Source organism: Mycobacterium sp. SMC-18, assembly GCF_045310895.1.
In the GTDB taxonomy this organism is placed as follows: Bacteria; Actinomycetota; Actinomycetes; order Mycobacteriales; family Mycobacteriaceae; genus Mycobacterium.
Map to the genome: position 1 here is coordinate 83,193 of NZ_JBJIAL010000006.1, position 24,148 is coordinate 107,340.

General features: G+C 68.2%; 24 protein-coding genes and 1 pseudogene. 14 read left to right on the plus strand and 11 right to left on the minus strand.

The features are described from left to right. The gene (locus ACJH6J_RS07460) at window positions 1–294 is read right to left on the minus strand and encodes a type VII secretion target (RefSeq protein ID WP_406803769.1); all 294 of its coding nucleotides are present in this window, start codon (window positions 292–294) and stop codon (window positions 1–3) included. A gap of 35 nt (window positions 295–329) precedes the next feature. Beyond that, on the minus strand, window positions 330–1,751 hold the full coding sequence (gene ramB / locus ACJH6J_RS07465) for an acetate metabolism transcriptional regulator RamB (RefSeq protein ID WP_212807082.1): 1,422 nt from the start codon (window positions 1,749–1,751) through the stop codon (window positions 330–332). Between the two features lie 123 nt (window positions 1,752–1,874). Here ramB and ACJH6J_RS07470 point away from each other — a divergent pair, with 123 nt between their 5' ends. The 4 genes from ACJH6J_RS07470 (at window position 1,875) to ACJH6J_RS07485 (ending at window position 6,308) form a co-directional block, all read left to right on the plus strand. Further along, window positions 1,875–2,717, plus strand: coding sequence for an acyl-ACP thioesterase domain-containing protein (locus ACJH6J_RS07470; protein WP_406803770.1), 843 nt, complete (start codon window positions 1,875–1,877; stop codon window positions 2,715–2,717). A 275-nt stretch (window positions 2,718–2,992) separates the two neighbouring features. Further along, on the plus strand, window positions 2,993–4,285 hold the full coding sequence (gene aceA, locus ACJH6J_RS07475; protein ID WP_212807080.1) for an isocitrate lyase: 1,293 nt from the start codon (window positions 2,993–2,995) through the stop codon (window positions 4,283–4,285). A gap of 123 nt (window positions 4,286–4,408) precedes the next feature. Beyond that, window positions 4,409–5,269 carry a 3-hydroxybutyryl-CoA dehydrogenase gene (locus tag ACJH6J_RS07480; RefSeq protein WP_212807079.1) on the plus strand — a complete coding sequence of 287 codons (861 nt, stop codon included), beginning with the start codon at window positions 4,409–4,411 and terminating at the stop codon, window positions 5,267–5,269. 163 nt (window positions 5,270–5,432) lie between these two features. Next, entirely contained in the window at window positions 5,433–6,308 is an 876-nt protein-coding gene (locus tag ACJH6J_RS07485) for a cyclopropane mycolic acid synthase family methyltransferase (RefSeq protein ID WP_020101165.1), read from the plus strand. Window positions 6,309–6,381: 73 nt separating this feature from the next. On the opposite strand, the gene ACJH6J_RS07490 is transcribed toward ACJH6J_RS07485, so the two are convergent. Both ACJH6J_RS07490 and ACJH6J_RS07495 read right to left on the minus strand, forming a co-directional pair. Further along, complete coding sequence (locus ACJH6J_RS07490) at window positions 6,382–7,242, minus strand: polyphosphate kinase 2 family protein (protein ID WP_226519672.1); 861 nt, start codon at window positions 7,240–7,242, stop codon at window positions 6,382–6,384. Between the two features lie 4 nt (window positions 7,243–7,246). Next, the gene (locus tag ACJH6J_RS07495) at window positions 7,247–7,951 is read right to left on the minus strand and encodes a TetR/AcrR family transcriptional regulator (RefSeq protein WP_212807078.1); all 705 of its coding nucleotides are present in this window, start codon (window positions 7,949–7,951) and stop codon (window positions 7,247–7,249) included. 50 nt (window positions 7,952–8,001) lie between these two features. Here ACJH6J_RS07495 and ACJH6J_RS07500 point away from each other — a divergent pair, with 50 nt between their 5' ends. The 6 genes from ACJH6J_RS07500 (at window position 8,002) to deoC (ending at window position 12,101) form a co-directional block, all read left to right on the plus strand. Continuing rightward, entirely contained in the window at window positions 8,002–9,390 is a 1,389-nt protein-coding gene (locus ACJH6J_RS07500; RefSeq protein WP_406801527.1) for a DUF445 domain-containing protein, read from the plus strand. 108 nt (window positions 9,391–9,498) lie between these two features. Then, a complete protein-coding gene (locus tag ACJH6J_RS07505) occupies window positions 9,499–9,954 on the plus strand; it encodes a helix-turn-helix domain-containing protein (RefSeq protein ID WP_135356103.1) in 456 nt (151 codons plus the stop codon). 33 nt (window positions 9,955–9,987) lie between these two features. Further along, window positions 9,988–10,668 carry a heparin-binding hemagglutinin gene (locus ACJH6J_RS07510; RefSeq protein WP_212807076.1) on the plus strand — a complete coding sequence of 227 codons (681 nt, stop codon included), beginning with the start codon at window positions 9,988–9,990 and terminating at the stop codon, window positions 10,666–10,668. A 42-nt stretch (window positions 10,669–10,710) separates the two neighbouring features. Next, window positions 10,711–10,995, plus strand: coding sequence for a DUF2516 family protein (locus ACJH6J_RS07515; RefSeq protein ID WP_020101171.1), 285 nt, complete (start codon window positions 10,711–10,713; stop codon window positions 10,993–10,995). Window positions 10,996–11,019: 24 nt separating this feature from the next. Further along, the gene (locus tag ACJH6J_RS07520; protein ID WP_371824583.1) at window positions 11,020–11,421 is read left to right on the plus strand and encodes a DUF2599 domain-containing protein; all 402 of its coding nucleotides are present in this window, start codon (window positions 11,020–11,022) and stop codon (window positions 11,419–11,421) included. Then, window positions 11,421–12,101, plus strand: coding sequence for a deoxyribose-phosphate aldolase (deoC, locus tag ACJH6J_RS07525; RefSeq protein WP_212807074.1), 681 nt, complete (start codon window positions 11,421–11,423; stop codon window positions 12,099–12,101). Before ACJH6J_RS07520 ends, deoC begins: the two co-directional genes overlap by 1 nt. Window positions 12,102–12,170: 69 nt before the next feature. Here deoC and ACJH6J_RS07530 read toward each other — a convergent pair whose 3' ends face one another. The 5 genes from ACJH6J_RS07530 to ACJH6J_RS07550 are packed head-to-tail and all read right to left on the minus strand — an operon-like array spanning window position 12,171 to window position 16,544. Beyond that, a complete protein-coding gene (locus tag ACJH6J_RS07530) occupies window positions 12,171–13,166 on the minus strand; it encodes a DUF2993 domain-containing protein (protein ID WP_212807073.1) in 996 nt (331 codons plus the stop codon). After that, window positions 13,163–13,984 carry a carbon-nitrogen hydrolase family protein gene (locus ACJH6J_RS07535; RefSeq protein WP_212807072.1) on the minus strand — a complete coding sequence of 274 codons (822 nt, stop codon included), beginning with the start codon at window positions 13,982–13,984 and terminating at the stop codon, window positions 13,163–13,165. The genes ACJH6J_RS07530 and ACJH6J_RS07535 overlap by 4 nt, the downstream gene beginning before the upstream one ends. Before the next feature lie 14 nt (window positions 13,985–13,998). Then, a complete protein-coding gene (locus ACJH6J_RS07540) occupies window positions 13,999–15,183 on the minus strand; it encodes a glycoside hydrolase family 3 N-terminal domain-containing protein (protein WP_212807071.1) in 1,185 nt (394 codons plus the stop codon). 24 nt (window positions 15,184–15,207) lie between these two features. Continuing rightward, window positions 15,208–16,017, minus strand: a complete 810-nt coding sequence (locus ACJH6J_RS07545) for a class I SAM-dependent methyltransferase (protein ID WP_212807070.1) — start codon at window positions 16,015–16,017, stop codon at window positions 15,208–15,210. A gap of 20 nt (window positions 16,018–16,037) precedes the next feature. Then, a complete protein-coding gene (locus tag ACJH6J_RS07550; protein ID WP_212807069.1) occupies window positions 16,038–16,544 on the minus strand; it encodes a DUF2505 domain-containing protein in 507 nt (168 codons plus the stop codon). 26 nt (window positions 16,545–16,570) lie between these two features. Between ACJH6J_RS07550 and ACJH6J_RS07555 the strand changes: the two genes are divergently transcribed. Continuing rightward, the gene (locus ACJH6J_RS07555; protein WP_212807068.1) at window positions 16,571–17,629 is read left to right on the plus strand and encodes a UDP-N-acetylmuramate dehydrogenase; all 1,059 of its coding nucleotides are present in this window, start codon (window positions 16,571–16,573) and stop codon (window positions 17,627–17,629) included. Between the two features lie 35 nt (window positions 17,630–17,664). Then, window positions 17,665–18,951, plus strand: a pseudogene (locus ACJH6J_RS07560) (Ig-like domain-containing protein); the annotation flags it as partial. Window positions 18,952–19,039: 88 nt separating this feature from the next. On the opposite strand, the gene ACJH6J_RS07565 reads toward ACJH6J_RS07560, so the two are convergent. Further along, on the minus strand, window positions 19,040–19,801 hold the full coding sequence (locus ACJH6J_RS07565) for an SDR family oxidoreductase (protein ID WP_212807067.1): 762 nt from the start codon (window positions 19,799–19,801) through the stop codon (window positions 19,040–19,042). Between the two features lie 195 nt (window positions 19,802–19,996). Between ACJH6J_RS07565 and ACJH6J_RS07570 the strand changes: the two genes are divergently transcribed. Continuing rightward, window positions 19,997–21,283, plus strand: a complete 1,287-nt coding sequence (locus tag ACJH6J_RS07570) for an ROK family transcriptional regulator (RefSeq protein ID WP_212807066.1) — start codon at window positions 19,997–19,999, stop codon at window positions 21,281–21,283. A gap of 58 nt (window positions 21,284–21,341) precedes the next feature. Here ACJH6J_RS07570 and ACJH6J_RS07575 read toward each other — a convergent pair whose 3' ends face one another. Next, window positions 21,342–22,565, minus strand: a complete 1,224-nt coding sequence (locus tag ACJH6J_RS07575) for a PucR family transcriptional regulator (protein WP_406803771.1) — start codon at window positions 22,563–22,565, stop codon at window positions 21,342–21,344. 147 nt (window positions 22,566–22,712) lie between these two features. On the opposite strand from ACJH6J_RS07575, the gene ACJH6J_RS07580 reads away from it, so the two are divergent. After that, a complete protein-coding gene (locus ACJH6J_RS07580) occupies window positions 22,713–24,134 on the plus strand; it encodes an aldehyde dehydrogenase family protein (RefSeq protein ID WP_406801526.1) in 1,422 nt (473 codons plus the stop codon). The last annotated feature ends 14 nt before the right edge of the window (window positions 24,135–24,148 follow it).

A 24,148-nucleotide genomic window follows, 5' to 3' on the forward strand; every position in this document is an offset into this window, starting at 1 on the left:
CTACCGACCCGGCATCGCCCGCGATATGCCTGCGCCGCCCGCGGCGTCAGCGGCTTCGTAGGCTGTGGCGGCCTTGGTCAGGTTGGCACCGAATTCGGTCAGGGCCGTCGCGCATTCACCATCGAGATGATCAATCCCGGCAGACACAGCACTCACCGCCGCAGCGCTTGGTTGCCACGATGGGCCCGACCCGGCGGGCGAGGGCGCCGCCTTCAACCCGACGGCAATCTCGCTGAATTCTCCGGCGAGTGACCGCAGACGTGCGGGATCGACCTTCAGGTTCGAGAGAGCCACGCATCAAGCCTATGCCCGCGCTTGCATGCTGCCCGTCACTGATTCGCCCGCTTCACCACGTACGGCGTCACGGTGCTGCGGTGTTCGTCGAGGTCCAGTTCGCGGCCGAGTGCAGGGAATGCCCGCTGCGGACAGTTGTCCCGCTCGCACACCCGGCAGCCCGAGCCGATGGGCGTCGCGGCGCCGCCGGACAGGTCCAGTCCCTCGGAGTAGACCAGCCGATTGGCATGGCGCAGTTCGCAACCCAGCCCGATGGCGAACGTCTTGCCCGGCTGGCCGTAGCGCGCGGCGCGTCGTTCCACGGTGCGCGCCACCCACATGTAGTTGCGGCCGTCGGGCATCTGGGCGATCTGCACCAGCATCTTGCCGGGGTTGGCGAACGTCTCGTAGACGTTCCACAGGGGACAGGTGCCGCCCGACGACGAGAAATGAAAACCGGTGGCGGACTGGCGTTTCGACATGTTTCCGGCGCGGTCGACGCGGACGAACGACAGCGGTACGCCGCGCATCGACGGCCGCTGCAGCGTCGACAGCCGGTGCGCGATGGTCTCGTAACTCACCGAGTGATACGCCGACAGCCGCTCGACGTCGTAGCGGAATTCCTCGGCGACAGCATGGAATTGGCCATAGGGCAGCACCGCGGCCGCCGCGAAGTAGTTGGCCAGCCCCATGCGGGCCAGCTTCACCGACTCCTCGCTGGTGAAATTGCCTTCGGCCACCAGGCTTTCCAGCAGGTCGCCGAATTCCAGGTAGGCGAGCTCGGCGGCCAGTTTGAACACGTACTGTCCCGACGACAGGTGGCCGCCGATCTCCAGCGTCCGGGTTTCGGGGTCGTACCGGTGCAGCACGTTGTCGCCGAGTTCGAGCCGCTGCACGATGCGCACGTGATGGACGCGGCTCAGCCGCTCGGCCAGCTCGCGGGACAGTTCGGATCGGCGCATGTGCATGCGGAGGATGAATTCCTCGGCCGCGGTGTCGAGTTCGTGAAGGTAGTTCTGGCGCGTGTAGAAGTAGTCGCGCACCTCCTCGTGCGGCATGGTGATGGCCCCGCTGCCACTGCCGTCGGAGAACCGGTCTTCCGTGGCGGCGGCCAGCTGCGCGGTGGACAACCGGTAGCGGCGGTGCAGGTCGACCATCGCGCGGGCCATCGTCGGATGCGTGCTCACCAGGTCGGCGATCTCCGGGATGTCGACGTCGACGCCCAGGTCGCGATCCATCAGCGCCTCGCGCAACTCGGCGACCAGACGGGTGTCGTCCTGCGAGGCGAAGAACGTCGCGTCGACCCCGAACACCTCGGTGATGCGCAGCAGCACGGCGACGCTCAGCGGCCGGACGTCGTGCTCGATCTGGTTGAGATAACTGGGGGAGATGTCGAGCATCTGCGCCAGCGCGGCCTGGCTGAAGCCGCGTTCGCCGCGGAGCTGACGCACCCGTGAGCCAACGAAAGTCTTCGCCATGAAACCAGGCTAGCAATGGTGTGAATACCGTCTTCGCATAATTGGCAAAAATGCCCTGTGGCAGGATCGGGCCGCGGGTGAAATGGGTGATCCAGCCGAGGGGACCCGCGTCGAAGGGACGCCATGAGCACGATCGAAATCGCCGAAAAGACTGACGCGAAGGCCGTAACGGGCCTGGCCAAGGCGCTCGCGCCGGTCCCGGAGGGGCATCCCGACGTCTTCGACACCAGCTGGCCGCTGCGGATGGCCGACGTCGATCGCGACGGCCGGCTCCGGTTCGACGGCGCCTGCCGCCACATCCAGGACATCGGCCAGGACCAGCTGCGCCAGATGGGCTACGAGGACGTCCATCCCGCCTGGGTTGTCCGGCGCACCATGGTGGATCTGATCCGTCCCATCGAGCGCGGCGACATCCTGCGGCTGCGGCGCTGGTGTTCGGGCACGTCGAACCGGTGGTGCGAGATGCGCGTGCGGATCGACGGCCGCAAGGGCGGACTCATGGAGTCCGAGGCCTTCTGGATCAACATGAACCTCGAGACCCAGGGACCGGCCCGCATCTCGGACGACTTCCTGGCGGGTTTGAAGCGGACCGCGACCACGGACCGGCTGCGCTGGAAGGGCTACCTCAAGGCCGGCGCTCGCGACGACGCACTCCGAATCGTGGACTTCCCGGTCCGGGTCACCGACATCGACCTGTTCGACCACATGAACAACTCCGTCTACTGGTCGGTGGTCGAGGACTACCTGCAGACCTACCGTCCCGAGCTGCTCCAGGCGCCGCTGCGGGTGACCATCGAGCACGACGCCGCGGTGGCACTCGGGGACCGGCTGGAGATCATCACGCACGAGTACCCGGCCGGATCGACCGAAGAATTTGGTCCCGAGCTGTGTGACCGCAGTGTTACAACGCTCACATATGTGGTCGGTGACGAGGTCAAAGCGGTCGCCTGCCTGTTCGCGCTCTGAGTGCGCCGATTTAACAGTACGAGCGTACTGACCAGCGCATATCGGTTACCGTCCGGTAGCTTCTGAACCGGTCAAGCACCTCAGCAACTTCGCAATCTTCGCAACTTCGCTACAAGTGTTGGCGAAAATTGGCACTTGTAACCGCTGGACCTGCGGGTATGTGCTGTGTCATCGTCGTTAACAGCACACAAGCGAAGTCGCCGAAGCGTTAACAATCAGCTTGAATCCTGGCGCCCACGGCGACGCGGCTTACCTGCCCAATACGAAGGAGCACAATGTCCAACGTCGGAAAGCCACGTACCGCCGCTGAGATTCAGCAGGACTGGGACACCAACCCCCGCTGGAAGGGCATCACCCGCGACTACACCGCAGCCCAGGTTGAGGAGCTGCAGGGCAGCGTCGTCGAGGAGCACACCCTCGCCCGCCGTGGCGCCGAGATCCTGTGGGAAGGCGTCACCAAGGACGACGACTCCTACATCAACGCGCTGGGTGCACTGACCGGCAACATGGCCGTGCAGCAGGTGCGCGCCGGCCTGAAGGCCATCTACCTCTCGGGTTGGCAGGTCGCCGGTGACGCGAACCTCTCGGGCCACACCTACCCGGACCAGAGCCTCTACCCGGCCAACTCGGTGCCGGCCGTCGTCCGTCGCATCAACAACGCGCTGCTGCGTGCCGACGAGATCGCCCGCGTCGAGGGCGACAAGAGCGTCGACAACTGGCTCGTCCCGATCGTCGCCGACGGTGAGGCCGGCTTCGGTGGCGCCCTGAACGTCTACGAGCTGCAGAAGGCCATGATCGCCGCGGGTGCCGCCGGTACCCACTGGGAGGACCAGCTGGCCTCGGAGAAGAAGTGTGGCCACCTCGGTGGCAAGGTGCTGATCCCGACCCAGCAGCACATCCGCACCCTGACCTCGGCTCGCCTGGCCGCCGACGTCGCCAACACCCCCACCGTCGTCATCGCGCGTACCGACGCCGAGGCCGCCACCCTGATCACCTCGGACGTGGACGACCGCGACAAGCCGTTCGTCACCGGTGAGCGCACCGCCGAGGGCTTCTACAACGTCCAGAAGGGCATCGAGCCCTGCATCGCGCGTGCCAAGGCCTACGCCCCGTACGCCGACATGATCTGGATGGAGACCGGCGTGCCGGACCTCGAGGTCGCCCGCAAGTTCGCCGAGGCCGTCAAGGCCGACTTCCCGGACCAGCTGCTGTCCTACAACTGCAGCCCGTCCTTCAACTGGAAGCAGCACCTGGACGACGCCACCATCGCCAAGTTCCAGCGTGAGCTCGGCGCCATGGGCTTCAAGTTCCAGTTCATCACGCTGGCCGGCTTCCACGCCCTCAACTACTCGATGTTCGACCTGGCCTACGGCTACGCCCGCGAGGGCATGACCGCCTACGTCGACCTGCAGGAGCGCGAGTTCGCGTCTGAGGCCCGTGGCTACACCGCCACCAAGCACCAGCGTGAGGTCGGCGCCGGTTACTTCGACAAGATCGCCACCACCGTGGACCCGAACACCTCGACCGCGGCTCTGAAGGGCTCGACCGAAGAGGGACAGTTCCACTGAGTTTGCGAAGTGGAACCGAGGGCTTGAGTCACTGAGTCCTCTGGCTTTTACGGCAGGCCCCGCTCAGAAACTGGGCGGGGCCTGTCGCATATCTTCAGAAGTAATCACGAGGAGAGGACAGCGGTGAGCAACGCAATCGAACGAGTCGGGGTCATCGGAGCCGGGCAGATGGGCGGCGGCATCGCCGAGGTCTGTATCAAGGCAGGCGCACAGGTCCTGGCGTTCGAGCCGACCGAGGCGCTGACCACCGCCGGCCGGGAGCGGATCACCAAGTCGCTGGACAACGCCGTCAAGAAGGGCAAGCTGTCCGAGGCCGACCGCGACGCCGCGCTGGGTCGACTGAGCTTTACCAACGACCTGGCCGACATGGCCGACCGTCAGCTCGTCATCGAGGCCATCGTCGAAGACGTCAACGTCAAGACGAAGGTTTTTTCTCAGCTTGACGAGATCATCACCGACCCCGACGCGGTACTGGCGTCGAACACGTCGTCCATCCCGATCATGCGCATCGCCGCCGCGACCAAGAACCCGAGCCGGGTGCTCGGTCTGCACTTCTTCAACCCGGTGCCGGTGCTGCCCCTGGTCGAGCTCATCTCCTCGGTGACGACCGCCCCCGAAGCCGCCGCGCGCGTCGAGACTTTCGCCGGCGAGGTGCTGGGCAAGAAGGTCGTGCGGGCGTCGGATCGCTCGGGCTTCGTTGTCAACTTCCTGCTGGTTCCCTACCTGCTGGCCGCCATCCGGATGGCCGAGTCCGGCTTCGCCACCGTCGAGGACATCGACACCGCCGTCGTCGCCGGGCTGTCGCACCCGATGGGCCCGCTGAAGCTCGCTGACCTGGTGGGCCTGGACACCATGAAGCTGATCGCCGATTCCATGTACGACGAGTACAAGGAGCCGCTGTACGCGGCCCCGCCGTTGCTGCTGCGCATGGTCGAGGCCGGCCAGCTGGGCAAGAAGTCCGGCAAGGGCTTCTACACCTACTGACAGACGCCGGGTTGGAGCCTGACAGTAATTTTCGTTAACCTTGCGTGCGGGTTGTTTTTCGCTGGGCCCGTCAGGGCGCGCACGTACGGGTATGTCAGCTGGCCGCAGCATGCGGTCGCGCCGCCCGTCCCGGCGAACGTAAACGCAAAGGATAGATACCGACATGTCACAAGCCGACATCGATTTGACCCCCCATTACGAGGAGTCGCAGTCGATCTACGACATCTCGAATGAGTTCTTCGCCCTCTGGCTCGGCCCGACCATGGGTTACACGTGCGGTTACTACGAGCGCGAGGACATGACTCTCGAGGAGTCGCAGAACGCCAAGTTCGACCTGGCGCTCGGCAAGCTCGACCTGAAGCCGGGCATGACCCTGCTCGACATCGGCTGTGGCTGGGGCGGCGCGCTGGAGCGGGCCATCACCCAGTTCGACGTGAACGTCATCGGCATCACACTCAGCAAGGCGCAGTCCGAGTACGCCCGCGAGCGGCTCGCCAAGATCGACACCAACCGCAGCATCGAAATCCGCATGCAGGGTTGGGAAGAGTTCGACGAGCCCGTCGACCGCATCGTCTCGATCGGCGCGTTCGAGGCCTTCAAGCAGGAGCGCTACCCGATCTTCTTCGAGCGGGCGTACAACATCCTGCCGGAGAACGGCGGCCGGATGCTGCTGCACACGATCCTTGCGCACACCCAGCAGTTCTTCCGCGAGAACGGCATCAAGCTGACCATCAGCGACCTGAAGTTCATGAAGTTCATCGGCGACGAGATCTTCCCCGGCGGGCAGCTGCCGGCCGTCGAGGACATCGAGCAGCTCGCCGCGGGCTCGGGCTTCACGCTGGAGCGCACCCACCTGCTGCGCCCGCACTACGCGCGCACGCTGGACATGTGGGCGGCCAACCTGGAGGCGGCCAAGGACGAGGCCATCGCCCTGCAGGGCCAGGAGGTCTACGACCGCTACATGAAGTACCTGACCGGTTGCGCCGACTTCTTCCGTCGCGGCATCACCAACATCGGTCAGTTCACGCTGGTCAAGTAGCTTTTCCGAAAAGCCGCCCCCGACGCCGTCGGGGGCGGCTTTCGTTTCGGCTCTCTCTTGGCCGCGCCGGGCCCTAGGCCTCCGCCAGCCGCTTCTTCTCCGCCTCGACATCGAAATCCGCTGGTGGCCAAGACAACTCGAGTTGTTCGAGCGCCTCGATCAACAGCTCGGTGATGGCCAGCCGCGAGTACCACTTGCGGTTGCAGGGCACGACGTGCCACGGCGCGTAGTCGGTGGAGGTGCGGTCCAGCACCGCCTGGTACGCCTCCTGGTACTTGGGCCACAGCAGCCGCTCGTCGATGTCGCCCGGGTTGAACTTCCAGTACTTGTCGGGCCGGTCGAGGCGCTCGGCCAGCCGCTTCTTCTGCTCGTCGAGCGAGACGAACATCGCCACCTTGATGATCGTCGTCCCGGCGTCGACGAGCTCGCGCTCGAAGGCGTTGATCTCGTCGTACCGGGCTTCCCACACCGGCGGCGGTACCAGGTTGTGCACCCGCACGATCAGCACGTCCTCATAGTGCGACCGGTCGAAGACCCCGATGTGCCCGGCGGTGGGCAGCGCGTTGCGGATTCGCCACAGGTAGTGGTGCGACAGCTCTTCCGCGGTGGGCTTGCCGAAGCTGGAGTAGCGAATTCCCTGCGGATTACCGGCTCCCACAACATGTTTGACGATGCCGCCCTTGCCGGCGGTGTCCATGCCCTGCAACACCAGCAGGATCGAGCGGGTGTCTCCGGAGCGGCTGTTGGCGTACAGCATCTCCTGCAGTTCGGCGAACCGCGCGTTGCGTTCGGCCTGCAGGTCGGGGGCGTCGGCCTTCTTGCCGCGGAATCCGGGAGTCGCGTCCGGATCGATGTCGCTCACGCGCAGACCGGGTTTGAACTCCAGGTGCTTGTGCGGTTCGTGGGTCCACAACGACGGCAGATCGGAGGTCACGCGATCAGTGAAGCAGATGGCTCGGCAGTGTCGGGGATGGATGGGGCTGCGAGTTGAACACCTCGAGTGATCCGCCGACCTCGACGATGCCGCGCAGCGCGCTCCACGACAGCATGGTCAGGTAGTCGATGAGCTCCTTGGCCGTCATGCGGGGATTCGACATCCACGAGTGGGTGGCCAGCTGGACGCCGCCGACGGTATGGAACGCCCAGGCCTCGACGCCGCCGGTGTTCATGCCGGCATGCGCCATGCGCCGGCGCAGTACGACGGCGAGCATCCGCGCGATGATCTGCTCGGAGTCGGCGATGGCCTTGCTCTTGCTCGCCGAGCTGTTGGCGAACACGAACGGGTAGATCTCCGGCTCCGCGGCGACGGTGTCGACGTACACCCGGATGATCTCGCGGGTCAGTTCGAAGCCGTCGAGGTTGGACGACAGCGCCGACGCCATGTTGGGGATCAGCGTGGTTTGCGCGAACCGCATCATCACGGCGGTCGTCAGATCGTTCTTGTCGACGAAGTAGCGGTAGAGCACGGTCTTCGACACGCCGATCTCGGCCGCGATCTCGTCCATGCTGACGTTGCTGCCACGGCGCCGGACGGCTTCGAGGGTGCCGTCTACCAGTTCGTTGCGGCGATCGACCTTGTGTTGGTGCCAGCGTCGTTTACGCCCGTCGGCTTTTGCCGACGAGGGTGCGTTTTGCTGTGCCACGGTCGCAGTACGTCCATTCCGCTAGGTCCGCTTAATAATACGGGGCGACCATGCCTGGCATACAGGATGATGGAAGCGTGGCACACCGACCCAGGCCGGGAACTGGAGCTCATCCGAAGCACCAGGCATCCCTCGAACCGCACGTCAGCCTCGCGGAGTCGTTTGCCGGCGCGGACCGGACGGCCGACGAAGAGCGACGCCGCAACCTGCGCCGGATGAAAGCGGTCGCGCTGAGCTTCCTGCTCGGTGCGACGGTGCTGTTTGCGGTGTGCACGTGGTTGCAGGCCCGCGGCGGCGCGTACAGCTGGACCGGGCCGTGGGTGGGCTATGTGCGGGCCGCCGCCGAGGCCGGCATGGTCGGCGCGCTGGCCGACTGGTTCGCCGTCACGGCGCTGTTCCGGCATCCGCTGGGCATCCCGATCCCGCACACCGCGATCATTCCGCGCAAGAAGGACCAGCTCGGCGAGGGGCTCGGCACCTTCGTCCGCGAGAACTTCATGTCGCAGGAAGTGGTGGAGACCAAGCTGCGCGACGCCCAGGTCGCCAGCCGGCTGGGCAAGTGGCTGTCGGAACCGGTGCATGCGGCGCGGGTGGCCGCCGAGGCGTCGACGGTGCTGCGCGTACTGGTGGAACTGCTGCGCGACGAAGACGTCCAGCACGTGCTGGACCGGATGATCGTCAAGCGGATCGCCGAACCGCAGTGGGGTCCGCCGGTCGGCCGGGTGCTGGAGAGCCTGCTGGCGGAGCGGCGGCAGGAGGCCCTGCTGCAACTGCTGGCCGACCGGGCGTTCCAGTGGTCGCTCAACGCCGGCGAGATCATCGAGCGGGTCATCGAGCGGGATTCGCCGACGTGGTCGCCGCGCTGGGTCGACCACCTCGTGGGCGACCGGATTCACCGCGAGCTGATGGACTTCACCGACAAGGTGCGCCGCAACCCCGAGCACGAGCTGCGGATGTCGGCGACGAAGTTCCTCTTCGATTTCGCCGACGATCTGCAGAACGACGAGGACACCATCGCGCGGGCGGAGCGGATCAAGGAGCAGATCCTGGCGCGCGACGAGGTGGCCCGCGCGGCGGAGACGGCGTGGAGCACCGCCAAGCGCATCATCCTCGAATCGGTGGACGACCCGTCGTCAGTTTTGCGCACCCGGATTGCAGACTCGGTGGTGCGCATCGGGGAGTCCCTGCGGGACGACGCGGAGCTCCGCGACAAGGTCGACAACTGGCTCGTCAGGGGCGCAAAACACCTTGTGGCGCAATATGGGACGGAGATCACAGCCATCATCACGGAGACCATCGAGCGCTGGGACGCCGACGAGGCGAGCCGGCGAATCGAGCTCCATGTGGGTCGTGACCTGCAGTTCATCCGTATCAACGGCACCGTCGTCGGATCGCTGGCGGGCCTGGTCATCTACACCATCGCCGAGCTTTTCGTCTGACAGTGCTAGCTGGCGCTTGCTAGCGCTTGCAATAGTTAGCACCCCCTCGTACCGTTGTTTTGGTACGGACCGCCAACCAAAAGCGGTCGACGAAGACAGGGGTACGACATGGCGCAGGATGCAGATATCGCCGCCGTCATGTCGAATGCAGCCCAGGACATCGGCAGCTTCATCCGCACCCAGCGGGAGGCTGCGCAGGTCTCGGTCCGCCAACTCGCGGAGAAGGCGGGCGTCAGCAACCCCTACCTGAGCCAGATCGAGCGTGGCCTGCGCAAGCCGTCGGCCGATGTGCTGAACCAGATCGCCAAGGCGCTCAGGGTTTCGGCCGAGGTGCTCTACGTGCGGGCCGGAATTCTGGAGCCCAGCGCTGCCGGCGAGGTGCGTGACGCCATCATCGCGGACCTCTCGATCACCGAGCGGCAGAAGCAGGTGCTGCTCGACATCTACACGTCCTTCCGGCAGCAGAACGATGCCGAGTCCAAATCGCTTCCTGATCAGCCTGAATTGGAAGCCGCGAGTGAGGAGCAGACAACGACGACTGACACTCACCAAGTAGCGAACTGACCAACGCAGTACCCGAGAAAGGAAACAACGAACATGGCAGAGAACAAAGAGACCAGCCAGCCCACCATCGAAGACTTGAAGGCCCCCCTGTTCGCCGCCGTCGGCGCCGCGGACCTCGCCCTGGCCACCGTCAACGAGATCGTCGCGAGCCTGCGTGAGCGTGCCGAAGAGGCCCGCACCGATGCCAACGCGCGTGTCGAAGAGGGCCGCGCCCGCCTGACCAAACTGCAGGAAGAACTGCCGGGCCAGGTTGAGGAGCTGCGCGAGAAGTTCAGCACCGAAGAGCTGCGCAAGGCCGCCGAGACCTACGCCGAGAACGCGCAGGCCACCTACAACAAGCTGGTCGAGCGTGGCGAGGCCGCGCTGGAGCGCCTGCGCACCCAGTCGTCGATCGAGAGCGTGCGCGAGCGCGTCGAGGACGTCCGTGGCCGCGTCGAGAACTACACCGAGCAGGTCACCGAGCTGACCCAGGACGCCCTGGGCAACGTCGCCAGCCAGACCCGCGCCGTCGGTGAGCGCGCCGCCAAGCTGGTCGGCGTCGAGCTGCCCGAGAAGGAAGAGGCCCCGGCCAAGAAGGCTGCCCCGGCCAAGAAGGCGCCGGCCGCCAAGAAGGCCCCGGCCAAGGCTGCTGCGACCAAGGCCGCCCCGGCCAAGGCTGCCGCCAAGGCTCCGGCCAAGAAGGCTGCTCCGGCCAAGAAGGTCACTCAGAAGTAATCAGGTTCGACGTCAGGGACGTAACCCACATAGGCTGAGGGCGTGTACCTCGGAAGCCTGGTGGGTTACGTCCTTTTCGCATTGCAGATCGCGGTGCTGGCCACGACCGTCTATGCGTTCGTGCATGCCGCCATGCAGCGGCCGGACGCCTACACGGCGGTCGACAAGCTGACCAAGCCGGTGTGGCTGGCGATCCTGGGCGGTGGTGCCGTCCTGGGCTGGATCATCGGCCCGCCGGTGGGCGCGGCGATCGCCGCCTGCGCCACGGGTGTCTACCTCGTCGATGTGAAGCCCAAACTCCTTGAGGTCCAAGGGAAATCCCGGTAATCGGTGCGTTCGATCCTGTGCGGCGTGCTGGCCGCCGCGGCGTTGACGCTGGCTCCGCCGTCCGCCGCTGATCCCACCGAACCCGTTCCACAACCCGTTCCGTCGCCGCCCTACGTCGACCACACCCGGTGGACGCAGTGGGACGGTGCGACGAGCCTGCGGGTGTACCCGACGTCGGCCGGCCGGCGCGCCTCCGGCCTGGGCGCCACGCAGTCGGGGGACGAGGCCTGGGCCGAGGTCCTGACCCTGGCACCTGACGCCGACACCCCGGGAATGCGCGCCCAGTTCATGTGCCACTGGTATTTCGCCGAGGCGGGCGCGCCCGGCAAAACCAGCTGGAATCTCGAGCCGTGGCGCCCGGTGGTCGACGACAACCAGATGGTGAGAGCACGTTGCAATCCCGGTGGCACAGAGGAGCCGTTCTGATGAGTTGGACCCGCCAGCAGGTGGCCGCACTGGTCGACCACACGCTGCTCAAGCCCGAGGCGACCGCCGCCGACGTGGCGAGCCTGTGCTGGGAGGCCGCCGATCTGGGGGTGTGCGCGGTCTGTGTGTCGCCGTCGATGCTCGGCGCGGTCGAGGTACCCGAGCGCGTCAAGATCGCGACCGTCGTCGGATTCCCGTCGGGCAAGCATGACTCGCAGATCAAGGCCCGCGAGGCGGCGTTGTCGGTCGTCGGATCCGACGGCCGGCGCGGTGCCGACGAGGTCGACATGGTGATCGACGTGGGCGCCGCCATCGCCGGCGACATCTCGGCGGTGTTCGCCGACATCGCCGCGGTCCGCGGGGCCGCCCCGACGGCGGTGCTGAAGGTGATCGTCGAGTCCGCGGCACTGCTGACCATGGCCGGTGCGCCGACGCTGGCCGACGTCTGCCGCGCGGCCGCCGATGCCGGCGCCGATTTCGTGAAGACCTCCACCGGATTCCACCCGGCGGGCGGTGCGTCGGTGCAGGCCGTGGAGATCATGGCGCAGACGGTCCCGGCGCTGGGTATCAAGGCCAGCGGCGGCATCCGGCAAGCCGCCGACGCCGTGGCCCTGCTGGACGCCGGCGCCACCCGGCTCGGCCTGTCCGGTACCCGCGCCGTCCTCGACGGCCTCAACTAGGGATTTGTGCACGATTTTCCGCGGTCACCGCGGAAAATCGTGCACAAATCCCTGGGGTCAGCGGGGGGATCAGAGGCCGGAGAAGCAGCTGTCCTGCTGGCCCAGCGGGATCGTCGCGTTCTTGGTGCCGAACTTCGCGGTCACACCGGTACCGGTCACCTGCAGGGCTTCCGGCTTGATGCCCATCGGGTAATCCTTCGTCAGCTGCGAGGCGAACAAGTCCAGCGCCGGCTGAATCGACTCGCGGGGCAGCAGGAAGCCCAAGCCGGTGAGCTGCTCCACCTTGAGCGAGATGGTGCCGTCCGACAGCGTCGGCTTGGCCACGATCTGGGTCATCGGCGCATCCAGCACGATGGTGCCCGACGACGGGTCGGTGGTGACGTCGGAGACCAGGCCACCGAGCACCGGGACGGTGTCGGCGATGGTCTGCTTGATGCCGTCGGCCGACCAGGTGACGGTCGCGTCGAGCGCACCGATGGTGCCGGCCGACTTCGCGGTCTTCTCGAGCTTGACGTCGTCGATCTGGATCTGGGCCTTCATGCCCTTGGCGAACCGCAGCTGATTGCCGGCCGTGGTCACCGTGATGTGGTCGTAGTGCTGGTTGGCGACCTGCCACAGGAACGGGGTCGCGCCGAACTGGACGTCGACCTTGTCCTGGACGACGCACTGGACGGACTGCGAGACGACGCTGTTGCCGCGGCTGCGCGCGTAGAACTCGCCGCCGACCACACCGGCCGCCGACAGCGCGAGCGCGATGACGATGATCAGGATCAGCGACATCGGGTCGCGCAGCAGGTCCATGACACCGCGGCGCTTCTTGGGCGGGTCGGTGGCGGGCACCTGCTGGGGCGCCGGGTAGGAGGTCGGCGGGACGTCGCCGCCGTAGGCGGGCGGTGCCGGAGTATCGGCGCCGTAGGCGGGCGGGACGTCGGCTGCCGGTGCCGGTTGTGCGTCGTTCGTCAGCACCTCGGTGGGCTGGGCACCCGGGGCCTCCGGGGCCTGCTGCGCAGGCTCGGCGGATGGTGCAGCGTCCTCATTGGTGGGGCGGGCCCAGGGGTCAGTCACCCTTGCGATTGTGCCTTACGCGGAATCGTGGTGCGGTTGCGCAGCACGGCGATGGTCTCGCGGGCGCGCTCGACCGCGGCCAGGTCGACGTCGGTGACCAGCAGTTCCGGCTCGAGCCCCGCCTGCACCACGATGTCCGCTGTGGGGGAGGCCACCAGACTGCCGCCGCTGCCGGTCGGGCCCTTCTTCGCGAGTTCATCACCGGGGTACGGCTGGTCGACGGCGGCGACGAAACAGCCGGTGTCGAGCGCCCGGGCGCGGGCCAGCAGCGTCCACTGCTCGAGCTTGCCCGGGCCCGACCCCCACGAAGCGTGGACGGTCAGCAGCTTCGCTCCGCGTTCGGCGAGTTCCAGGTGCAGCTCCGGGAAGCGGACATCGTAGCACGTCGTGAGGCCGACGGGCACGGCGCCGTCGGCGGTCGGCACGTCGATCACGATGGGCTCGAAACCTCTTGCGACCGTGCGTGATTCGTCGAAGCCGAAGGCGTCGTAGAGGTGGATTTTGTGGTAGTGCGCGTCAACGCCCGGGCCGGTGGCGAGCAGCGTGTTGGTGACGCGGCCGTCGGCGGTCGGGCAGAACATGCCCGCCACCACGGTGACGCCGGCACGTTCGGCGAGGTCCCGGACCGCGTCGGCCCACGGGCCGTCGAGTGGTTGCGCCACGGGCGCGAGCGGGACACCGAACCGGCACATCGTCGCCTCGGGGAACAGCACCAGTTCGGCTCCGGCGTCGGCGGCGCGCGCCGTGTGATCGGCGACCAGTGCCAGGTTGGCCTCGGGGTCGGTGCCCGTGCCGAGCTGGGCCAGTGCGATGCGCATGCGCCCCAGCGTAATCAGCGGGTGCAGGCCAGCGACGGATCTTTGGTCACCGCCATGTGCCGCACGGCGTCGTCGACGCGCTCGCGCGACAGTTCACCGGCGTCGACGGCCTGCTGCAGCCGGTCGAGGACGGCCGGCACCTCTTTGGTGGTGATCCACAGCGCGGTGTCGGCGCCGGCCTGCAGGGCCTTGAGCACCGCCTCCGGCACGCTGTAGCGCTGCGTGATGGCGCCCATGCTGGACAGGTCGTCGGTGAAGACGGCGCCCTGGAACGGGCGTCCGCCGTAATCGCCGGTCCGCAGCAGGTCGTACGCGGCCTTGGACAGGCTGGCCGGGTCGGTGTCGGTGAGGCCCGGCACCTGCATGTGGCCGACCATCACGGCGACGGGCAGCTGCGTCGTCAAGGTCTGGTAGGGGACGAGGTCCAGCGTCTGGAGCTGCTCCAGCGGCGGCGTGACGACGCCGCCCTGATGTGAATCGCCGGAGGCATGGCCGTGGCCGGGGAAGTGCTTGAGTACCGGCAGTACGTCGGCGTCACGCAGGCCGTCGGCGTATGCGCCGGCGTAGGCGGTGACGCCGTCGGCGGTGTTGCCCCACGACCGGTCGCCGATGACGGTGCCGTCGGCCGCGTTCGTGATGTCGACGACGGGTGCGAAGTCGATGGTGATGCCGAGTTCCTTCATCGCCTGGCCGCGCAGTCGGGCGATCTCCCGAACCTGCTCCGGGGTCTTGCCGGCGGCAACCAGCTCACGCGCTGACGGCTGGCTGCCGATGAGCCCTTTCAGCCGCTGCACCCGGCCGCCCTCCTCGTCGACGCTGACCGCCAGCGGCAGCGGCCGCGGTTCCTGCGCTAGCGCGGCGAGGGGCGCGCCGAGCATCGAGTAGTCGGTCCAGCTGGTGATGAAGATGCCCCCGACCTCCTGCTCCCGGACGACGGCCTGGGCGTCGGCCAGGTTCTTGACCCCGACCATCAGCAGCTGGGCCAGCTTCTGGCGCGGCGTCAGCGCGGTCACGACGGTGTCCAGCCGGCACGGGGGTGGCGCCGCGGCGGCCGGGGACGACGTCGCAGGAGATTCGGTCGGTGTGGGGGCGGGCCGCGGCTTGCTCATGACGGCCGCGATGATCAGCGCGACGACGATCACCGCCGCGGCCGAGGCCAGGACGACCGGCGACTGCAGTCGGCTGCGGGGTGACGACATACGGCGAACCCTATGCGCTCGTCGTCACGATGTGGGCGCGACGGCCGACCACGGCACCGTCAGCACGCCGTCGCGCAGCCGGCGCCGCGGCGGCTCGAGCGGCAGGCCCTCGGCCACCAGCAGGTCGAGCATCGCGCGCCACCGGACGCGCGGCCCGAACACCCCGTGCCCGGCCGAGGTGGCCCAGGCGCGGTCGGCGGCCTGCAGCAGCCGGTGGATCGGCTGGCCCGGAACATTGTGGTGGATAAGCACTTTCGGTAGGCGCTCGGCCAGATCGGAGGGCCGTTCGATGGCGAACGGGTCGCACGACAGCGTCAGGCTCACCGGCCCGTCGGCGTCGAGCAGGACCCAGCAGCAGCGTCGTCCCAATTCGTCGCAGGTGCCGTCGACCAGCAGCCCGCCCGGTGCCAGCCGCCCCGTCATCTCCGCCCATGCGGCGGGTACGTCGGCGACGTCGTACTGCCGCAGCACGTTGAACGCGCGCACCAAAACCGGTGTGTGCCCGGCCAATTCGAAGCCGCCGAGGCCGAATTCGACGATGTCGCCGGCCAGTTCACGGGCCAGCCGTACCCGCTCCGGGTGGATCTCCAGACCGACGACCCGCACATCGGCCCGGACCGTGCGCAGCCGTGAGGCCAGTTCCACGGTGGTCACCGGAAGCGCGCCGTACCCGAGGTCGACGACCACGGGGTCCGGCGCGGCGCGCAGCAGCGCCCGCACCCGTGGCGAGTGGACCAGCCAGCGGTCGCTGCGGCGCAGCCGGTTGTAACCCGTGGTGCCGCGCGTCGGCTGGCCGACAGGTGTACTCCGTGGCTGGCCCACGGGCGAATTCATGGCCCGAGTTTATGGGCGGCTCACCAGCGGGCGGCGATCCAGTCGTCGGTGAATTTCTGCTCCAGCTCGATCAGATACCGCAGCTGCTGGCCCAGCATGGACTCGAGCTTGCCGCCGACGAGCGGGATGCGGACCTCGACGTTCGCCGAGAAGTCCAGTCGCGCACCGTCACCGGCGGCCGTCAGGACACCCGTGCCGGTGATGGTCGCCGGCGCGCCGGGGACGCGGCTGCGCACCGTCCCGATGGCCCGGCCGTCGGTCAGCGGGCCCCAGTGCTCTTCGCGCACCAGGCTGAGGTCACCGAAGTGGAACTGCGTGACGATGCTGGGCAGGCCGGCCGCGCGCATGGTCTGCGTCGTGGTGATGTCCGTGCCGCCCCGGCCGTCCTCGGCGAATGAGTCGAGCGCCGAGACGTCGGCGCTGCCCTCCGCCAGCCGGTCCAGCCAGTAGTCCTTGTTGCAGAAGGCGGTGTGCACCTGCGCCACGGTGCCGAGGTATTCGGCAACCATGTCGAAAGAGCGGGCCATAATCGGCCACGCTACCGTTAGCGGCCGTGGTCAGTTCGGATATCGGGGGCGCGGCGGTCGACTACGACGTGCCGCTGGCACCCCTGACCTCGTTCCGCGTCGGACCGGTGGCAGCCCGCCTGATCACCTGCGATACCACCGCCAAGGTGGTCGGCGCGCTCACCGCGCTGCGGGATCACCCGGGCCCGGTGCTGGTGCTGGCGGGCGGGTCGAATGTGCTGGTGGCCGACGATCTGCGTGATTTGACGGTGGTGCTGCTGGCGAACACCGAGATCACCGTCGACGGCAACGTGGTGCGCGCCGAGGCCGGCGCGCTGTGGGACGACGTCGTCGTGGCCTCGCTGGCACACGGGCTCGGCGGGCTGGAATGCCTGTCCGGCATCCCGGGCTCGGCCGGGGCGACACCGGTGCAGAACGTCGGCGCCTACGGGGCCGAGGTCGCCGACGTCATCACCCGGGTCCGGCTGTTCGACCGCGAGACCGGGACTGACAGCTGGGTGAGCCCCGAGACGCTGGATTTCGGCTACCGGCACAGCGTGCTGAAGAACTCCGACCACGCCGTCGTGCTGGAGGTGGAGTTCACCCTGAACCCGGACGGGCTCAGCGCCCCGCTGCGGTACGGCGAACTGGCGACCCGCCTGGGCGCCGAGCCGGGTACCCGGGTCGATGCGGTCAAGGTCCGCGAGGCGGTGCTGGCGTTGCGGCGCGGCAAGGGGATGGTGTCCGACGCCGCCGACCACGACACCTGGAGCGCCGGCTCGTTCTTCACCAACCCGGTCGTCGCGCAGGACGTTTTCGAACGCATCCAGGCCGCCACCGACGGTCCCGTGCCGAATTACCCGGCGCCGAACGGGGTCAAGCTGGCGGCCGGCTGGCTCGTGGAACAGGCCGGTTTCGGCAAGGGATACCCGGGTGACGGCGCCCCGGCCCGGCTCTCGACCAAGCACGCGCTGGCCCTGACCAACCGGGGCTTTGCTGGCAGCGCCGATGTATTAGCGCTGGCCAGGACGGTTCGGGACGGCGTCAAGGCCGCTTTCGGGATAGATCTCACACCGGAACCGTGCTTAATCGGCTGTTCGCTGTAGGTAAATTCGAACCTGTGAGTGTGAACCGGCGACAGATGCTGACCGCGATTGCCGTCGGCACTTCCGGCGTGCTCGCCGCGTGCTCCGACAAATCGAACGGATCTGGCTCTTCGGCCCCTGCCAAAGAGACCGCGGCGCCCGTCATCACCTACCGGCCCGCCAACGGCGCCACCGATGTGGTGCCGACCAGCAGCGTCGGCGTCGATGTCACCGACGGCTGGTTCCAGAAGCTGACGCTGACCAACGGCGACGGCAAGGTCGTCGCCGCGGTGTTCAACAAGGACCGCACGTCGTTCAACGCCGCCGAGCCGCTCGGCTTCGGCGCGACGTACACGTTCACCGGTTCCGTCGTCGGCCGGGACGGCAAGTCCGTGCCGGTGTCCGCGACGTTCACGACCGTCAACCCGACCAAGCAGGTCAACGGCCAGTTCCAGCTCGCCGACGGGCAGACCGTCGGCGTGGCGGCGCCGATCATCCTGCAGTTCGACTCCTCGATCAGCGACAAGGCCTCGGTCGAGCGCAACGTCAAGGTCGTCACCGACCCGCCGGTCGAGGGCAGTTGGGCCTGGCTGCCCGACGAGCGTGAGGGCGCGCGCATGCACTGGCGGCCGCGCGAGTACTACCCGCCCGGCACCAAGGTCAGCGTCTCGGCGAAGTTGTACGGCGTCCCGTTCGGCGACGACGCCTACGGCGCGCAGGACAGCACGCTGGAGATCAACATCGGCCGGCGCCAGGTGGTCAAGGCCGACGCCACCAGCCACCGCATCCAGGTGATCACCGACGGCGGCGTGCTGTTCGACTTCCCGTGTAGCTACGGCGAGGCCGACAAGCCGCGCAACGTGACGCGCAGCGGCATCCACGTCGTCACCGAGAAGTACGCGGACTTCTGGATGTCCAACCCGGCCGCCGGCTACTCGAACGTCCACGAACGCTGGGCCGTGCGGATCTCCAACAACGGTGAGTTCATCCACGCCAACCCGGCCAGTTCGGGCGCACAGGGCAACACCAACGTCACCAACGGCTGTATCAACCTGTCGACCGACAACGCGCAGCAGTACTTCCAGACCGCCATCTACGGCGACCCGGTCGAGGTGACGGGCACGTCGATCCAGCTGTCCTACGCCGACGGCGACATCTGGGACTGGGCCGTCGACTGGGCCACCTGGGTGTCGATGTCCGCGTTGCCGCCGGCCAACGCCGCACCGCCGGAGACGTCCATCCCGCAGAGTGCGCCGGCCACCCCGACCGACGCACCGACGTATTCGGGTACGCCGACGACCACGACGACACCGCCGCCGACGGGCCCGGCCACCACTTCGTCGACCGCCCCGTCGACGTCGTCGTCCACCTCGACGACGACCTCGACAGCGACGTCGACTTCGACTTCGAGTCTGCCGGCCCCGACGACGACTACTGCGGCCGGCGGCTGAAGCGGCTGTAGGGCGCCTGGTCGCGCGGCCGCATGACGATCTGGTCCAGATCGACGTGCGGCGGCCGTGACGCCACGAAACCGATGACCTCCGCGACGTCCTCGGCGACCAGTGGCGTGATGCCCTGATACACCGCGCCCGCGCGCTCGGCGTCACCGTCGAACCGCACCAGCGAGAACTCCGTCTCGACGGCGCCGGGCGCAATCTCGGTGAGCCGCACCGGTTTTCCCAACAATTCGCCGCGCAGCGTGCGGTGCAGGGCGCCCTGGCCGTGCTTGGCGGCGATGTACCCGGCGCCGTTGTCGTACGTCTCCAATGCCGCGATGGACGTGACGGTGACGACCAGTCCGTCACCCGAATCGATCAGCGCGGGCAGCAACGCGCGCGTCACCCGAAGGGTGCCCAGCACGTTGGTCCGCCACATCCAGTCCCAGTGCTCCAGATCGGCCTCCGCGACCGGCGCCAGACCCTTGGCGCCGCCGGCGTTGTTGACCAGGACGTGTACCGGTCCCAGGCCTTTGACCTGGGCCGCAAGCGCGTCCACCGAATCCTGGTCGGTGACGTCCGTCACAACCGCGGTGCCGCCGATCTCGGCTGCGAGGGCGGTGATCCGGTCCGCGCGTCGGGCCGCACAGACGACATGAAAGCCAAGGGTGGCAAGGGTTTTCGCGGTGGCGGCGCCGATTCCGGAACTGGCGCCGGTGACCACCGCGATGCGTACGGAGCGTTCGTCAGCTGGCATATGACCGACCTTAGTGGGCGTGCTAAGTTCCTTCCGTGATCATCAGTCAGGCATCCGGCGTCGCTGTGCGGCGTTCGTGTTGTTGTTGTCGCGCTTCGCGCTGCGCCTGACTCACGACACGGATATCTTCGTCCTAGCTGTCGGCAGGTGTGGCCCCAGGACCCACCAGCCCGACTTCTTCCCTAGGACACCCAAATGCCTGCTTCCGTCTCCACCGTTTCTGCCCCCTCCGGCGTCCGCTCTGCCGCACACGCCAAGCGCACCCTCCTGGCCCGGCACCACATCGTCGCCCCGTCGCTCCGCGTCGCCGACGCCGCCGCCGGCTCGGTTTTCAGCGCGGCCCGGCTGCGCGGCCCCATCGCCCGGGACGTGATCGCGCAGGCCACCGGCCTGAGCATCGCCACGGTGAACCGCCAGGTCACGGCCCTGCTGGACGCCGGGATGCTGCGTGAGCGGGCCGACCTGGCCGTCGCCGGCGCCATCGGCCGCCCGCGCATTCCGGTCGAGGTCAACCACGAACCGTTCCTCACCCTGGGCCTGCACGTCGGCGCCCGCACCACCGCGATCGTCGCGACCGACCTGTTCGGCCGCACCCTCGACGTGGTCGAGACGCCCACGCCGCGCGGCGACCAGAACGCCGCGCTGGCATCGCTCGCCGGCAGCGCGCAGCGCTATCTGAGCCGCTGGCACCGGCGCCGCCCGCTGTGGGTCGGCGTCGCAGCCGGTGGTGTGGTGGACAGTGCCACCGGTCACGTCGACCACCCGCGCCTCGGCTGGGTCGACGCGCCCGTCGGCCCGGTGCTGGCCCAGACCCTGGGTCTGCCGGTGTCGCTGGCGTCGCACGTCGATGCGATGGCCGGCGCCGAACTGCTGCTGGGCGCGCGCCGCGGCAAGATCGACGCCGATGCCTCGTCTGAATCCATGACCAGCCTGTACGTGTACGCCCGCGAGACCGTCGGCTACGCGCTGTCGATCGGCGGCAAGGTGCACTCGCCGGCCAGCGGCCCCGGCACCATCTCGGGCCTGCCGGCGCAGTCGGAACTGCTCGGCGGCAGCGGGCGGCTCGAGTCCACCGTCAGCGACGAGGCCGTGCTGGCCGCCGCCCGCAAGCAGCGGATCGTGCCGGCGGACGGGCCGTCGTCGACCATCGCCGCGGTGCTGCGCGCCGCGCGGTCCGGCAACGCCGCGGCCGTCGAACTGCTGGCCGAACGGGCCCGCGTGCTCGGTGGTGCGGTGGCGCTGCTGCGCGACCTGCTGAACCCCGATGATCTGGTCGTCGGTGGCCAGGCCTTCTCCGAGTACCCCGAGGGTCTGCCGCTCGTCGAGCAGGCGTTCGCGGAGCGAACGGTGTTGGGCGTCAGGGACATTCGCGTCACCACGTTCGGCAACCGGGTGCAGGAAGCCGGCGCCGGTGTGGTGTCCCTCGGCGGGCTGTACGCCGACCCGATCGGTGCGATGCGCCGCGCCCTGCGCGCCGCCTGATCCGATTTGCCGCACTCCTCATCGCGGCTCGTTCTTCGCCGCTTGATCGTCGCGCGGCCTAAACAGCGCCGAAGGCGCTGACGATGTGCAGCGCCAGTTCGAGGTAGACGCGGCGGTGGTCGACGGAGTGCCCGAGCAACCCTTCGGCCTGCCGTACGCGGTAGCGGACGGTGTTCGGGTGCAGGTTCAGGATTTCGCCGACGGCCCGGGCGTCACCGGCGTGCTCCAGATACAGCCGGAGCGTGTCTCGCAGGCGTGCCGCCCCGTCGTCGGCCGCCGCGAGCGCGCCCAGTTCCCGTCGCACCAATGTGGCCATGCCGTCTTCGCCCGCGATACCCGCTGCCAGACAAGCCAATTCGACGTCGTCATAGCGAATCGCACTGGCGCCGCGGCGGTGCGCCACCGCCTGGGCGGCGAGCGCTTCGGCATGGCTGCGCCGGAATCCGTCGACACCCGGATGGCACGTGCCGAGCGCGACGTGGACGAACTCGGGCAGTGCGGCAATATCGTTGTCGGACAGGGGTTTCGATGGTCCTTTCGTGGCCGACCAGCACCACACGGTACGGGCTCCGCTGGTGATCGTCAGCGGCCGGTCGGCACCGAGGGCCGCGCTGACGGTGACCGGGGTGGCGTCGAGTAGCCGTTGCACGTCGGCGTCGGCCACCGGCTCGTCGACCCACACGGCAAATGCGGTGTGCCGCTGGCGAAGTGGGTACGACAGCGCGGTGGTGGCGTCGTCGATGTCGACGGCCTGGCCCGCGAGGATGGTCCGGACGGTTTCGGCGCGCCGGGCCCGCGCGCCCCGCTGCCACTGGTCGCGTTCGTCGGAAAAGGTGACGATGAGCGCCTCGACCATGGTGTCCAGCCAGCCCGCCAGCCGCGGCCAGAGCTGCATCAGCACCGCGGCGCGCAGCTCCGGGTCGCCGATGGCGGCGACCCGCGTCTCGGTGATGAACTGCCACGCGGACCGCTGCCCGATGCGGTAGACCGCCAGCAGCACCGGCAGTTCGTAACCGCGGCGGGCGAGGGTTCGCGCCAGGTCGTAAATCTCGGGTGCCGGTCGCACGTCGACGATGTCGCGCGTCACGACGGCGAGGAAACCCTTCCAGTTCGAGCGGGTGCTCGCATCGAGATCGCGGCGCAGTGTCGGGTCCGTGAACATCGGCAACGCCTCGGTGATCTCGTCATCGACGACGGTGACCAGGTGGTCGAGCGTCTCCCGGTGCTCCGACGCCTCGGCGAACTGCGCCAGCCAGTCCGTCACGGCCGGATCGGTCCGCATCCATTCGCTCCTCATTTGTCCGCGCGAACAACGTCGCGCGATTCGTTGTCCCGCCAGACCAAGAATATGGCGGGCATCACATCGCACCCTGGGAATGGCATAGGTCGCAGTGACAAATCTTTGACGATCCCTGACAGGAGCAACCCGATGATCGAACACGACTCGCACTACATCGACGGCCGGTGGCAGCCGTCGATCGGCACCGAGCGATTCGAGGTCGTCAACGCTGCCACCGAGGACGTCATCGCGACCATCCCGCTGGGCGACGCCGACGATGCCGAGGCGGCAGTGGCCGCCGCGCGCGCCGCGTTTCCCGGGTGGGCGGCGACGCCGGTCGCCGAGCGCGCCGGCTACCTCAAGCTGGCCGCCGAGGAACTGCAGCGCCGCCAGACCGAGATCGCCACGCTGATCAGCCAAGAAGTCGGCATGCCGTTCGCGTACAGCAACGTGGTCCAGGCGGGGCTGCCGGTGCAGTCGTTCGTGTCGATCGCCGATGTGGCACTGAGCTTTCCGTTCGAGGAGCAGGTCTACAACTCGCTGGTGGTCCGTGAGCCGATCGGCGTCGTCGTCGCGATCACGCCGTGGAACTACCCGCTGCACCAGATCGCCGCCAAGGTGGCGCCGGCGCTCGCCGCGGGCTGCACCGTCGTGCTCAAACCCAGCGAGGTCGCACCGCTCAACGCCTACGTACTGGCCGAGGTGTTCGATGCGATCGGCCTGCCGCCGGGCGTCTTCAACCTGGTCACCGGCACCGGCCCGGGCGTCGGCGAGACGCTCGTCGCGCACGAGCAGGTGGACATGGTGTCGCTGACGGGGTCGACGGCCGCGGGCCGCCGCATCGGCGCGGTGGCCGCACAGACCGTCAAGCGCGTCGGCCTGGAACTCGGCGGCAAGTCCGCGCTGGTGGTGCTCGACGACGCCGACCTCCTCGAGGCCGTGCGGGAAGGGTTGACCCGGTGCTTCCTCAACTCCGGTCAGACGTGCATCGCGCTGACCCGCATGATCGTCCCGCGCGCGAAAGTCGCTGAGGTGGAAGCGATTGCGCGCGCCGGCACCGAGGCGCTGCGCGTCGGCGATCCCTTCGACCCGGCCACCGAACTGGGCCCGCTGGTGTCCGCGGTACAGCGCGACCGCGTCATCGGCTACATCGAGCAGGGCATCGCCGAAGGTGCGCGGCTGGTGGCCGGCGGCCCGACCCCGCCCGACGGCCTCGACCGCGGTTTCTACGTCCGGCCGACGGTGTTCTCGGACTGCACACCCGACATGGCCATCGTGCGCGAGGAGATCTTCGGGCCCGTGCTCGTCATCCAGGCCTACGACGACGAGGAGGAAGCCGTCCGCCTCGCCAACGACAGCATCTACGGGCTCAACGCCGGCGTGTACTCGGCGGACCGGGAGCGCGCGATCGCCGTGGCCCGCCGGCTGCGGTCCGGCCAGGTGCAGATCAACGACGGTGCCTTCAACATCCACGCCCCGTTCGGCGGCTACGGCCAGTCCGGCAACGGGCGCGAATTCGGCAAGTGGGGCCTGGAGGAATTCCTCGAGACCAAGTCCCTGCAGCTGCCCTGAAACTTCCCTCTCCC